This is a genomic window from Micromonospora sp. CA-263727, assembly GCF_050942455.1.
Taxonomy (GTDB): Bacteria; Actinomycetota; Actinomycetes; order Mycobacteriales; family Micromonosporaceae; genus Micromonospora.
The window spans coordinates 1-13,479 of record NZ_CP192031.1 but is presented as its reverse complement, the minus strand read 5'-3'; the positions used below and the strand labels follow the sequence as shown (position 1 = coordinate 13,479).

Annotated in this window: 8 protein-coding genes; 1 reads left to right on the top strand and 7 read right to left on the bottom strand. The window is 69.3% G+C overall.

From position 1 onward, the window contains the following. Positions 1-3: 3 nt before the first annotated feature. Both gyrA and gyrB read right to left on the bottom strand, forming a co-directional pair. On the bottom strand, positions 4-3,783 hold the full coding sequence (gyrA, locus tag ACQPYA_RS00040) for an intein-containing DNA gyrase subunit A (protein WP_433530590.1): 3,780 nt from the start codon (positions 3,781-3,783) through the stop codon (positions 4-6). Between the two features lie 130 nt (positions 3,784-3,913). Then, positions 3,914-5,860, bottom strand: a complete 1,947-nt coding sequence (gyrB, locus tag ACQPYA_RS00035; protein ID WP_433530589.1) for a DNA topoisomerase (ATP-hydrolyzing) subunit B — start codon at positions 5,858-5,860, stop codon at positions 3,914-3,916. A 530-nt stretch (positions 5,861-6,390) separates the two neighbouring features. On the opposite strand from gyrB, the gene ACQPYA_RS00030 reads away from it, so the two are divergent. Then, positions 6,391-6,972 carry a hypothetical protein gene (locus ACQPYA_RS00030; RefSeq protein WP_433530588.1) on the top strand — a complete coding sequence of 194 codons (582 nt, stop codon included), beginning with the start codon at positions 6,391-6,393 and terminating at the stop codon, positions 6,970-6,972. Between the two features lie 79 nt (positions 6,973-7,051). Here ACQPYA_RS00030 and ACQPYA_RS00025 read toward each other — a convergent pair whose 3' ends face one another. The 5 genes from ACQPYA_RS00025 to dnaA form a co-directional block, all read right to left on the bottom strand. Beyond that, the gene (locus tag ACQPYA_RS00025; RefSeq protein WP_433533711.1) at positions 7,052-7,645 is read right to left on the bottom strand and encodes a DUF721 domain-containing protein; all 594 of its coding nucleotides are present in this window, start codon (positions 7,643-7,645) and stop codon (positions 7,052-7,054) included. Between the two features lie 34 nt (positions 7,646-7,679). Continuing rightward, positions 7,680-8,813, bottom strand: coding sequence for a DNA replication/repair protein RecF (gene recF / locus ACQPYA_RS00020; RefSeq protein ID WP_433530587.1), 1,134 nt, complete (start codon positions 8,811-8,813; stop codon positions 7,680-7,682). A 14-nt stretch (positions 8,814-8,827) separates the two neighbouring features. After that, the gene (gene gnd, locus ACQPYA_RS00015) at positions 8,828-9,700 is read right to left on the bottom strand and encodes a phosphogluconate dehydrogenase (NAD(+)-dependent, decarboxylating) (RefSeq protein ID WP_433530586.1); all 873 of its coding nucleotides are present in this window, start codon (positions 9,698-9,700) and stop codon (positions 8,828-8,830) included. 43 nt (positions 9,701-9,743) lie between these two features. Then, positions 9,744-10,877, bottom strand: a complete 1,134-nt coding sequence (gene dnaN, locus ACQPYA_RS00010) for a DNA polymerase III subunit beta (RefSeq protein WP_433530585.1) — start codon at positions 10,875-10,877, stop codon at positions 9,744-9,746. A 772-nt stretch (positions 10,878-11,649) separates the two neighbouring features. Continuing rightward, positions 11,650-13,479, bottom strand: coding sequence for a chromosomal replication initiator protein DnaA (gene dnaA / locus ACQPYA_RS00005; RefSeq protein ID WP_433530584.1), 1,830 nt, complete (start codon positions 13,477-13,479; stop codon positions 11,650-11,652).

Genomic DNA, 13,479 nt, shown 5'->3' with positions numbered 1-13,479 from the left:
CAACTAGTCCTGTTCGTCAGGCTCGTCGGCATTGCGAGCAATCGCCACGATAGTCACGCCGTCCGGAAGGTCCATCAGCTTGACCCCCATTGTGTTCCGGTCACGCGTACGGCGTACAGGCTTCACCGGAGTCCGGATGACACCACCATTACTGGTGATAGCGAACAGCTCGTCGTCCGGGTCGATCACCACCGCACCGACCAGACCACCGCGTCGCTCGGTGATCTTCGCAGTCAGCACGCCCTTACCTCCCCGGCCCTGGACCGGGTATTCCTCGATCGGAGTACGTTTCGCGTATCCCCCGTTCGTGGCCACCAGAACGTCCAGACCCTCCCGGACGACCTCCATGGCCAGCAACTCGTCCTCCTCGCTGAAGCGCATCCCGATCACACCCGAGGTGGCCCGGCCCATCGGCCGCAGCGCCTCGTCGGTGGCGTTGAACCGGATCGCCTGAGCGTTCTTGGAGACCAGCAGCAGGTCGTCCGTGGGGCCGGCGAGTGCAGCACCGACCAACTCGTCCTCATCGCGCAGGTTGATCGCGATGATGCCGCCGGACCGGTTGGAGTCGAACTCCTCAAGCCGCGTCTTCTTCACCAGGCCGTTCTTCGTCGCCAGTACCAGGTAGGGGGCCACCTGGTAGTTCGGAATCTCGATGATCTGCGCGATCTGCTCGTCCGGCTGGAAGGCGAGCAGATTGGCCACGTGCTGGCCCTTGGCCACCCTACTGGCCTCCGGAAGCTCGTACGCCTTGGCCCGGTACACCCGCCCCTTGTTCGTGAAGAACAGCATCCAGTCGTGCGTCGAGCAGACGAAGAAGTGGCTGACGATGTCATCCTGCCGCAGTGTGGCACCGCTGACACCCTTGCCACCACGCCGCTGCGAACGGTAAAGGTCGACCTTCGTCCGCTTGGCGTACCCGGTTCGGGTGATCGTCACCACCACGTCCTCCCGGGCGATGAGGTCCTCCATCGAGACCTCGCCGTCGAACGGGATGATCTGGGTACGCCGCTCGTCGCCCCACTTCGCGACGATCTCGCCCAGCTCCTCCGAGACGATCCGCCGCTGCCGCTCCGGCTTGGCCAGGATGTCCTTGAGGTCGGCGATCTCGACCTCCAGCTTGGCCAGATCGTCGAGGATCCGCTGCCGCTCCAGCGCGGCCAGCCGGCGCAGCTGCATGTCCAGGATCGCGGTCGCCTGGATCTCGTCGATCTCCAGCAGCCGGATCAGACCCTGTCGGGCGTCCTCGACCGTCGGCGAACGCCGAATCAGGGCGATCACCTCGTCCAGCGCGTCCAACGCCTTGGCAAGACCGCGCAGGATGTGCGCCCGCTCCTCCGCCTTGCGCAGCCGGAACGCCGTCCGCCGCCGGATCACCTCGATCTGGTGCTCGACGTAGTAGCGGATGAACTGGGCCAGGTTCAGCGTGCGCGGCACCCCGTCGACCAGCGCCAGCATGTTCGCGCCGAAGGTCTCCTGGAGCTGGGTGTGCTTGTAGAGGTTGTTCAGCACCACCTTCGCGACCGCGTCGCGCTTGAGCACCAGCACGATCCGCATACCCGTACGCCCGGAGGACTCGTCGCGGATGTCGGCGATCCCGGCGAGCTTGCCCTCCTTGATCAGCTCAGCGATCCGCTCGGCCAGGTTGTCCGGGTTCACCTGATACGGCAGCTCGCTGACCACCAGCGCCGGCCGCCCGCGCTTGTCCTCCTCGACCTCCACCACCGCACGCATCCGGATCGAACCGCGACCGGTACGGTACGCGTCCTGGATGGCGGACTGGCCGACGATCAGACCGTGCGTGGGGAAGTCCGGGCCCTTGACGATCTCCAGCAGCGCTTCGAGGGTGGTGGCCTCGTCCGCCTCCGGGTGCTCCAGGCACCACTGCACCGCCGCGCCGATCTCACGCAGGTTGTGCGGGGGGATCTTGGTGGCCATGCCGACCGCGATGCCCTCGGAACCGTTGATCAGCAGGTTCGGGATCCGCGACGGCAGGATGGTGGGCTCCTTGGCCCGGCCGTCGTAGTTGTCCTGAAGGTCGACGGTGTCCTCGTCGATGTCCCGCAACATCTCCATGGCGAGCGGGTCGAGCTTGCACTCGGTGTTGTGGCTGACGAAGCCGTCGGAGACGAACGAGTGGTCGTCGGTGTCCACCCGGATGCTGTAGACCGGCTGCACACCCGCATCGGTGACGCCGGCCACCTCGGCGTAGTAGAAGCGCCCGTCCACCAGCGGCTCGACCACGTCGAGCACCTCGGCGTTGGTGATCCGCGCAGCGATCTCGTCGCGGTCCCGCTCCCAGCGCTCGATCCGGTCCACGTTGTGCCGGCGCAGCCAGTCCCGCTCGGTCCAGCGGCTCGCGCCGTGCTCACGGATGAAGTCACCGACCAACGGCACGTGGTCGCTGGAGAGCGCGGTGCTGCTCGCCGGCACCGACGCCAGCTCCGACTCCAGCTTGGCCTGCTTGCGGCCCAGGAAACCGACGTGGGCGGCGAAGCTGCGCGCGTCGCGGCGGTTGGTGATGACGACCTTGATCTCGCCGTCGTCGTACCGGCACTGCCGGCTGACGACGCCGAACTCCAGCAGCAGTTGCTGGACCTCTCGGGCCAGCCGCTCGCTGCGGGTGGAGTACGAGATCTGGATGGTGTTGCGCGGCAGCAGCGAGGAGGAGCCATCGCCCTCGAAGAGGGCTTGGAGGAAGGCCCGCTTGATCGCGGCCGGCCCCTGCCAGACGAACTCCGGCACGAACTTGTCGGCGCTGCGCGTCCCGACCATCTCGCCGAGGACGCTGGCCCGCAGTGCGGAGAGGTCCTGGATGTCGAGCTCGTGCAGGACGCTCCCGGAGGCGATCACGCGCTCGGCAACGTACCGCGGACCACCGACGGCGAGGTCGTAGGCCGCCAGAACGCGGACGAAGAACTCACGGTCGACGTTGTTGAAGCCGGCGCGGGTCTCGGAGACCCAACCCTCGCTGACGAAGGCACCCGCGAGGACGGCCGCCTCGACGTGTTCCAGCATCGGGTAGCCGATCTCGTCCGGCACGCTGCGCTGGAGCACCACCCGGTCACCGGGGGAGATCTCGGCGAGCAGCTTCCAGAGCAGGGTCGGCACGCCGGCCACGTCCACCAGGCAGAGCACCGGGTGGTTGTGGGTGCCGGTCAGCTCGTACCCCTCGCGGGTGCGCAGCCGCAGCGTCGGGTGCTCGCCGGAGTGGAAGAACGCCGAGGCGCGGACCAGGTCGCCGTTGCGGTCGCGGACCTTGAGGTCGATGTCGGTCTCGCTGCTCGGCACCGCGCCGGGCACCACATCGCCGATCCGCACGCTCCCGCCGACGGTACGAATCCGGGCATTTGCCGTAATACAGTACCTCATGGCGGCAGCCGGATCATTTCCGGGCGAACCGAAGTTGCCGTTGCCGTCGACCAGGGGATAGCGCAGCGACCAGGGCTGGGCCATCCGGACCAGGGCGTCGTAGATGGCCGAGTCGCCGTGCGGATGGAACTGGCCCATCACGTCGCCGACCACACGGGAGCACTTCACGTAGCCGCGGTCCGGTCGGTAGCCGGAGTCGAACATGGCGTACAGGATCTTGCGGTGGACCGGCTTGAGCCCGTCCCGGACGTCCGGCAGGGCCCGCCCGACGATGACGCTCATCGCGTAGTCGAGGTAGGAGCGCTGCATCTCCACCTCGAGCCCGACCGGCTCGATCCGGTCGTGCGAGACGACGGCGGCCTGCGCCTCGGGGATCTCGGGCTCGTTGGGTGTGGACTCGGGGGATTCGGTCACTGTTAACCCTTATCAGACTGAGAGTCGTTTTCGTGCTGTGGATAACGGCTGTGGATACCGGCCAAGCTGTGGATAACTCTGTGGACTGCCAGCCGGGCCGGTGGGGTCACCGGCCCGGCTGCCGAATCCGTCAGATGTCCAGGAACCGGACGTCCTTGGCGTTGCGCTGGATGAACGAGCGACGGGCCTCGACGTCCTCACCCATCAACACGCTGAACAGCTCGTCGGCGGTGGCCGCGTCGTCCAGGGTGACCTGACGCAGCGTACGCGTGGCCGGGTTCATCGTGGTTTCCCACAGCTCCGGGTAGTTCATCTCGCCGAGACCCTTGAACCGCTGGATGTCGTCCGGCTTGGCGTTCGGCTTCTTCTGCTGGCGCAGAGCGATCAGCCCGTCACGCTCGCGGTCGGAGTACGCGTACTGCGCGTCGTCGCCCTTCTTGTTCCACTTGATCTTGTAGAGCGGCGGGGCGGCCAGGTAGACGTGGCCCAGCTCGACCAGTGGGCGCATGAACCGGAACAGCAGGGTGAGCAGCAGCGTCTGGATGTGCTGGCCGTCGACGTCGGCGTCGGCCATCAGCACCACCTTGTGGTAGCGCAGCTTCTCCATGTCGAAGTCGTCGTGGATGCCGGTGCCCAACGCGGTGATCAGCGCCTGCACCTCGTTGTTCTTCAGCACCCGGTCAATCCGGGCCTTCTCCACGTTCAGGATCTTGCCACGGATCGGCAGGATCGCCTGGGTACGCGGGTCACGCCCCTGCTTGGCCGAGCCGCCGGCCGAGTCGCCCTCGACGATGAACACCTCGGACTCGCGCGGGTCGGTGGACTGGCAGTCGGCCAGCTTCCCCGGCATCGAGCCGGACTCCAGCAGCGACTTGCGTCGGGCCAGCTTGCGCGCCTGCTGGGCGGCGATCCGGGCCCGGGCGGCCTGGGACGCCTTGGTGATGATGATCTTCGCCTCGGCCGGGTTCCGGTCCAGCCAGTCGACCAGCCACTCGTTGCAGACCCGCTGCACGAAGCTCTTGACCGGAGTGTTGCCCAGCTTGGTCTTGGTCTGCCCCTCGAACTGCGGATTCGCCAGCTTGACCGAGATGATCGAGGCAAGTCCCTCGCGGATGTCCTCGCCGGAGAGCTTCTCGTCGCCCTTGAGCAGCTTCTTGTCCGCCCCGTACCGGTTCACCACGCTGGTCAGCGCGGCCCGGAAGCCCTCCTCGTGGGTGCCGCCCTCATGGGTGTTGATGGTGTTGGCGAAGGTGTAGACCGACTCGCCGTACGACTCGTTCCACTGCATGGCGATCTCGACCGACATGCCCTCCTCCTCGGCGCCGAACTCGACCACCGTCTTGTGGATCGGCGTCTTCGAGGCGTTGAGGTGGCGGACGAAGTCGGCGATGCCACCCGCGTAGCAGAACGTGACCTCGCGGGTCTTGCCCTCCTCACCATCCCGGACCCGCTCGTCGAGCAGGCGGATGGTGAGACCCCGGTTGAGGAAGGCCATCTCCTGTAGGCGGCGGTAGATGGTCTGGAAGTCGAAGTCGACGGTCTCGAAGACGTCCGGGTCGGGCCAGAAGGCGACCGCCGAACCGGTGCTCTCGGTCGACTCGCCCTTCTCCAGCGGGGTCGGCTTGGAGTGGTCGTACTGCTGCCGCCAGACGAAGCCGTCCTTGTGGATCTCCACCGCCATCTTGGTGGAGAGGGCGTTGACGACCGAGACACCGACGCCGTGCAGGCCGCCGGAGACCGCGTACGCCTTGCCGTCGAACTTTCCGCCCGCGTGCAGCACCGTCAACGCCACCTCGACGCCCGGCTTCTTGAGCTTGGGATGCAGGTCGACCGGGAAACCCCGGCCGTTGTCGGTGACCCGGACACCACCGTCGGCGAGCAGCACCACGTTGATCGTGTCGCAGTGACCGGCCAGCGCCTCGTCCACCGCGTTGTCGACGACCTCCCACACCAGGTGGTGCAGGCCGCGCTCGCCGGTCGAGCCGATGTACATGCCGGGCCGCTTGCGGACCGCCTCCAGCCCTTCGAGGACGGTGATCGATTCGGCGCCGTACTGCTGATTGTCCTGCGCTGCCACCCTCGGCCACTTTCTCGCGCCGTGCGCACCGTGAGGTACGGTCGGGCGCGGGTTCGGCGGACAGGACGCGACGTCGGCACGCGGACCAGCACCGGGGACATTTCCGGAGTACGGGTCGAACGCGCCGGTCGCCGCGGATGCCCGCGGATCGCGATCGGCTCGACCCGAGTCGGACGGATGATCGCGGGCCCGCACCGGACCCGTGACCCGTCACTCCGCACCGGGCCTTCGTCTCACACCAATCTTACTGTGCGCGGGCGATAGAACCACCACTCGGCACCCCTTCGCGGCGGCTGAGATCTACGTAGCGGCCCGAACCGCGCTGTCTGCGACTCCCCCTACACGCCAGGGCATGATCACCGGATCCGTCGCGTGACGGCGACGCCGTCCCGCCGTACGGTGTCCGGCGGGACCGGCCCACCGGTTGGTCCCGTCCGTCGGGTTGGCGGGCCGGCCTTGATCTTTCACGGCGAGAACCGGACGATCAGACCCGATCGACTCGAACCGCGCCCGTTGAGAGGTGACACCAGATGGGGCTGGACAACGTCGCGGTCCAGTGGCCGCGGACCGGCCGCTTCTACGACCCGGTCGCACCGGCCGAGTTCGTCGACTTCGGCGACATCGTGGACGTGCCGGGAATCTCGGCACCGACCGCCGCGCTCGCCGAGCTGATCGCGAAGACAGGCACAGTCCGGGCCACCGCGTACACCGAGGTGGTGGATCTGATCCTCGGGCTGGATGGTGTGCTCTACGCCACCGAGTCCGCCGCCGAGGACGAGGACCCGGTGATCGACCCCGACGGGTGCACCTGGATCGCCGGCGGCATCGAGCGCTTCGTCGCCGCGCACCGCCCGCACGGGGAGGCGGTCACCTTCGAGTCGGTCGGCGAGGTGCTGCGCTCGCTGCTCGCCGACGGCCGCCTGGCCGAGCAGCAGCTGCGCTGGCTGGACAGCCGGCTCGACGCGCTGCGGGACGACAGTGGTGCCGCGCCGCAGTGGACCTTCACCTGCGCCGAGCTGAGTGTGGTCGCCGCGTTCTACCGGCGCTGCGCCGATCGTGGTTTCGCCGTCTACGCCGAGTCGGCCGCCCCACGTCGGGCACCCCACTCGTAACCGCCCACGCTCTGGGTGCATCTGTGGTTACTCCGACGACCACAGGTGCACCCGGAGCCGGCAGCGGGAGCCGGCCGGCTCAGCCGTAGGTGTCCCGGGGCCCGCGGCCGCGTACCCGGCGCGGGCCCCGGGACCACGAGGGGGCCGCCGGGCCGTGGATGTGCAGCTTGCGCACCACGTTGTGGCCAACCTCACGGCCGATCTGCTGCAACAGCGAGCCGGCGAGCAGTCGCAACTGGGTCGCCCAGGCGGTGGACCGGGCCTCCACGGTCAGTTCGCCGTTCTCCAGCTTCACCGGCCGGCTGTGCTGGGCCACCTCCGGTCCGACGACCCGCTCCCAGGCGCCGAACACCGTGGCCTCGGCGGCTGGCTGCTGCCAACCGCGCGCTTTGACCAGCCGCTCCAGCACCTTGCCGAGCGGCTGCGGGTCGCGCGGGTCCGGCCCCGGGCCGGAGTAGCCGCGCAGCCGGCGCTCGCCATCAGCCCCACCGGTCGCGCCGCGCCTGCGGTTGCGCCCGGCCGTTTCCCGCCGGGCCTTCGCCGCGTCCAGCACCGCACGTGCGAGTTGCGGCCCCGAAACCCCGTCCGGACCGCCGGCCACCGGGGTCTCCGCGCCGGCGGGCGAGGCCGGGCGGCCCGGTTGCCCGGCCGGTTCACCGGCGCGGTCCGGCAGCGGCCCCTCACCGGTGCGGCCCGGCCGCTGCGGCTCATCCGACACGGCTCACCGTCCCCTCGGCCACCTCGTAGCGGGTGCCGCCCAGGGCAGCCGGCACGTCGTCGGCGACCGCACAGGTCACCAGCAGCTGACTCGCCCCGCCGACCAGTTCGGCCAGCCGGTCCCGGCGTCCGGCGTCCAACTCGGCGAAGACGTCGTCGAGCACCAGCACGGGTTCGATGCCGTCGCTGCGGAGCAGGTCGTAGCCGGCCAGCCGGAGGGCGAGCGCGTAGGACCAGGACTCGCCGTGGCTGGCGTACCCCTTGGCCGGCAGTGGGCCGAGGCTGAGCGTCAGGTCGTCGCGGTGCGGACCGACCAGCGTGGTGCCCCGCTCGATCTCGGCGGCGCGGGACTCCTCCAGCGCCGCGGCGAGCACCGCCGCGAGGATCTCCCGGTCCGTGGTGGGCTCGACCAGCTCGACCGACGGCCGGTACGCGATGCCGGCCGCACCGCGCCCGGCAGCCACCGCGTCGTACGCCTTGGCCACATGTGGGGTCAGCGCGGTGACCAGCTCCAACCGGCCGGCGAGCAGTTCGGCGCCGTGCCGGGCCAGGTGGGTGTCCCAGACGGCCAGGGTGGACAGGTCCCCGCCCCGGGATCCGCCGGTCTTGCGGGCCAGGTACGCGGTGCGCAGCAGCGCGTTGCGTTGTTTGACCACCCGGTCGTAGTCGGCGCGGACGCCCGCGTACCGGGGCTGGCGCAGCACCAGCAGGTCGTCGAGGTAGCGCCGGCGCTCGGCCGGGTCGCCCCGGATGAGTTCGAGGTCCTCCGGGGCGAAGAGCACCAACCGCAGCGCGCCGAGTACATCCCGGGCGCGGCGGGCCGGGGAACGGCCGAGTCTCGCCCGGTTCGCCTTGCCGGGAACGATCTCCAGTTCGACCAGCAGTTCCCGCCCCTCGTGCGCCACCGCGCACCGGATCACCGCCGCGCCGGCGCCCATCCGCACCAGCGGCGCGTCCGTGGCGACCCGGTGCGAGTCCAGCGTCGCCACGTAGCCCAACGCCTCGACCAGGTTGGTCTTGCCGACGCCGTTGGCGCCGATCAGGACGTTCGGCCCCGGTTCGAGGTCGACGCCGACCCGCTCGTACGAGCGGAAGTCGACCAGTTCGAGCCGGCGGACGTACACGGGGCGGGTGCCGGTCAGCGCTTGCGGACGGTGTGCCCGCCGAACTGCTGGCGCAGCGCGGAGACGGCCTTGAGCGCCGGCGAGTCGTCCTGCCGGGAGGCGAACCGGGCGAACAGCGAGGCGGTGATGACGTTGAGCGGTACGGCGAGCCGGACCGCCTCGTCCACCGTCCAGCGGCCCTCGCCGGTGTCCTCGGTGTAGTCGCTGAGCTGGTTCAGCTCCGGATCCTCGTCGAGCGCCCGGTCGAGCAGGTCCAGCAGCCAGGAGCGGACCACGGTGCCCTCCCGCCAGGACTTGATCACACCCGGCACGTTGGTCACCAGTTCGGAGGCGGCCATCAACTCGTAGCCCTCCGCGTAGGCGTGCATGAGGCCGTACTCGATGCCGTTGTGCACCATCTTGGCGTAGTGGCCGGCACCGACCGGACCGGCGTGCACGAAGCCGAACTCGCCGTCGGGCTTGAGCGCGTCGAAGATCGGCATGAGCCGTTCGACGTGCTCTTTGGCGCCGCCGACCATCAGGCCGTAGCCGTTCTGCCGGCCCCAGACCCCGCCGGACACCCCCACGTCCATGTACCCGATGCCGCGCTCGTTGAGCCGGACGGCCCGGGGGGCGTCGTCGCTGAACCGCGAGTTGCCGCCGTCGATGATCAGGTCGCCCTCGCCGAGCGCCTCGGCCAGCTCGTCGATGGTCTGGTCGGTGACGGTGGCGGGCACCATCACCCAGACCGCTCGCGGCGCATCCAGCTTGTCGGCCAGCTCGGCCACGCTCGCGACGTCGCTCAGCTCCGCGTTGTGGTCCAAACCGACCACCTCGTGACCGGCGGTGCGCAACCGCTCGCGCATGTTGCCGCCCATCCGGCCGAGTCCTACCAGGCCGAGCTGCATCTCGTTTCTTACCTTTCGTGGGTGCGGGTGTGCTCTGCCAATCTCAGCGGGAGACGCGGATCGGCATGATGAGGTACCGGTACCCAGGGATCAGCTCGCCATCCTCACCGGCGGGGGAAATCACCGCCGGCTTGAAGGCGTCTACGAACTGCAACACGGCGAACTGGGCCCCGAGGTTGGCCAGCCCGTCGATGAGGTACTGCGGGTTGAAGCCGATGGTGAGCGGTTCACCGGTGAAGGTGGCCTCCATGGCCTCGCTGGCCCGCGCCTCCTCGGTGCCACCGGCCTCGACGACCAGGCCGTCGGCGCTGAAGCTGAGCAGCACCGGCGTGGTCCGCTCGGCGACCAGGGCGACCCGCTTGACCACCTCGATGAGGGTGCTGACGGCCACCCGGGCGTCCGCGTTGTGGCTGGCCGGGAAGAGCGACCGCACCGGCGGGTAGTTGGCGCCGTCGAGCAGTCGGCTGGTGGTCCGCCGGGTGCCGCCGGAGAAACCGATCATTCCTTCGCCGGCCGAGGCCTGGGACAGGGCCAGGGTGACCTGGCCGCCGATCGGGCCGAGGGTCTTGGCGGTGTCGTTGAGCGTCCGGGCCGGCACCAGCGCGTTGATGCTGATCTCCGGGTCGTCCGGGTTCCACTCCATCTCACGCAGTGCCAGCCGGTAGCGGTCGGTGGCGAGCATGGCCACGGTGCTGCCGGAGAGTTCGACGCGTACGCCGGTCATCATCGGCAGCGTCTCGTCCCGGCTGGCGGCGATCGCCACCTGGGCCACCGCGGCGGCGAACGCGGCCGCGTCGATGGTGCCGGCGCTCTCCGGCATGTCGGGCAGGGTCGGGTAGTCCTCCACCGGCATGGTGGGCAGGGTGAACCGGGCGCTGCCGCAGACCAGTTCGAGGTGTGCACCCACCGCGGCGATGTCGACCGGCTTGGCCGGCAGCGCCTTGGTGATCTCGGCGAGCAGGCGCCCGGAGACCAGCGCGGCGCCGTCGGCGTCGCCCTGCACCTCCACGGTCACCTGGCTGGAGACTTCGTAGTCGAAGCCGGAAACCTGCAGGCTGCCTTCGGTGACGCGAAGCATCACGCCGGCCAGCACCGGCACGGACGGCCGGTTGGGCAGACTCTTCGCGGTCCAGGCCACGGCCTCGGCGAGCGCGTCGCGCTCCACTCGGAACTTCATTAATGCCTCCGCGTCGACGTCGACGTCGTCAACTCTCTCATGCCGGACGCTGCCCACCGACCCGCCTGGCGTGCGGGTACCCATCGCACCTTAGGGCGCGAGGGTATCGGCTGTGCGCCCGACCCCGTGGATCGTGTCGCTGCTGACGGGTCTTCCCGACAGCAGTCGGCCGATCCACAGGAAGTCCAACGGTGATGATTGGTTTTCGTTCTTTTAGAAGAGATAACTCATCGTCTTCATCGCACCTGTGCAAACTGTGGAGAACCCGTGTCCGGGCTGGTCAGGAGGTTATCCACCGGTGGTTTTGCTGTGGAGAACCAGGGGTACAACCCGGCTCTCGGTCCACAGGCGGCCCCCGGGCACCGGGTTGTCCACCGTCGTCCACCGGTTGTCCACCGGTAATCCACCGACTTTCTCCCCAGTCCTGTGGATTGACGCGGGGGCTCGGGACCCCGTAATCCCCAGAACCTTCAACAGGTCGCCCACAGGCGGACCGTCGCCGGTGGACAGAGCGCCCGGTTGTCCCCAGCCGTCCCCAGGCATCCACAGCGTTGTCCCCAGGGTTTCTCCACAGGCTGTGGGTAACTGGGTGCAGACGGAGCGTGGTTTTCCACCGCCGGTGGACAACGAGCTGTGGACAACGAGCGTGGGCCGAAGCGGTCACGCCTTCGATGCTGTGGTCTGGACCTCGTCGAGAGTCAACCGTCGGGCACGGAAAAGCCCGGCCGGTGCTCCGTCCGGGCGCTCGATGATGGCGTCGAGGTGGTGGCGCTCAGGTGTTCTGCTTGATCCGGTTGGTCAGCTCGGCGATCTGGTTGTAGAGCGAACGCCGCTCGGCCATCTGTTGACGGATCTTGCGGTCGGCGTGCATCACGGTGGTGTGGTCCCGGCCGCCGAACGCCTGGCCGATCCGGGGCAGCGACAGGTCGGTCAGCTCGCGACACAGGTACATGGCGACCTGGCGGGCGTTGACCAGCACCCGGGAGCGGGAGTGCCCGCGCAGATCCTCCAGGCTCACCCCGAAGTAGTCGGCCGTGGAGACCATGATCTGGTCGGCGGTGATCTCCGGACCGGCGCCGTCCGGGATGAAGTCCCGCAGCACCTCCTCGGCCAGCGACAGCTCCACGTTCGAGCGGGTCAGGCTGGCGAAGGCGGTGACCCGGATCAGCGCTCCCTCCAGTTCCCGGATCGAGTTCGACACCCGGGAGGCGATGAACTCCAGCACGTCCGGCGGGGCGTACAGCCGCTCCTGGGCGGCCTTCTTCTGGAGGATCGCGATCCGGGTCTCCAGGTCCGGCGGCTGGATGTCGGCGAGCAGGCCCCACTCGAACCGGGTCCGCAGCCGGTCCTCCAGCGTGGCCAGCTGTTTCGGCGAGCGGTCCGAGGTGATCACGATCTGCTTGTTGGCGTTGTGCAGCGTGTTGAAGGTGTGGAAGAACTCCTCCTGGGTCCGCTCGCGGTTCTCCAGGAACTGGATGTCGTCGATCAGCAGGATGTCGACGTCGCGGTAGCGGCGCTGGAACGCGCTGGTCTTGTCGTCCCGCAGCGAGTTGATGAAGTCGTTGGTGAACTCCTCGGTCGAGACGTACCGGACCGAGCGGGCGTTGCCCAGCGTGGTGGCGTAGTGCCCGATGGCGTGCAGCAGGTGGGTCTTGCCCAGCCCGGAACTGCCGTAGATGAACAGCGGGTTGTACGCCTTCGCCGGCGATTCGGCCACCGCCACGGAGGCGGCGTGTGCAAATCGGTTCGACGAGCCGATGACGAACGTCTCGAACATGTACTTCGGGTTGAGCCGGTTACCGCCGCTGTCCGCGCCCGTCGGCAGCCGCCGGTCGTCCCGGGGGCGGTGATCCGCGCCACTGCGGCCCGGCCCGCTGTCGGTGCCGCCGTCGGTCGGCAGGGCCCGGATGACGTGCTGGTCCCGGGGGGAGACGCCGGACTCCTCGCCGAACCGGGTGCCGAAGCCACGCGGGCCGCCGGGCGGTGGATCCAGGGGCCTGGGGTGCTCGGTGAAGCCGAGTCGATCGGCCGGCCGCCGGCTTGCCTCCGGCGACCGGTCGGCCGGCGGCTCGACGAACGCGGTGCCGAAGAGGGTCTCCTGACCATCGGCGACGGGTGGGCCCGTGCGGGGCCCGCCGTCGGCCGGCGGCGCGTCCGGGGCGGGCCGGTCGAACCGGCCCGGGTGCGGCTGCTCGGGTATGAGCGGGAACTGCTGCCGGCCGGCGTCGGTGGCCGGGTCCGGGCTCGCCGCCAGACCGTCGAAGGCGACCGGGTTGCCGTCGTGCTCACCGGTACCCGCATTCGGCGCGCTGTGGTAGACCGTGCCCGGGCCGCGGCCGTCCTCCGGTGCGCGGACGGTCACCGCGACCTGGATCGGCCGGCCCAGCCGGCGGGTGAGCGCCTCGGTGATGGCCGGTCGCAACCGTGACTCGATCACGTCCCGGGTGAAGGCGTCCGGCACCGACAGCAGGGCGGTGTCCTCGACGATGGCCCGTAGTCGGGTGAGCCGCAGGTATGCCCGCTGTTGCGCGGAAATGATCTCGTCGGCGAGTTCGTCCGTGGTCGCCGTCCACACCGCGGCAAGGTCGGTCGTACCGGCCAC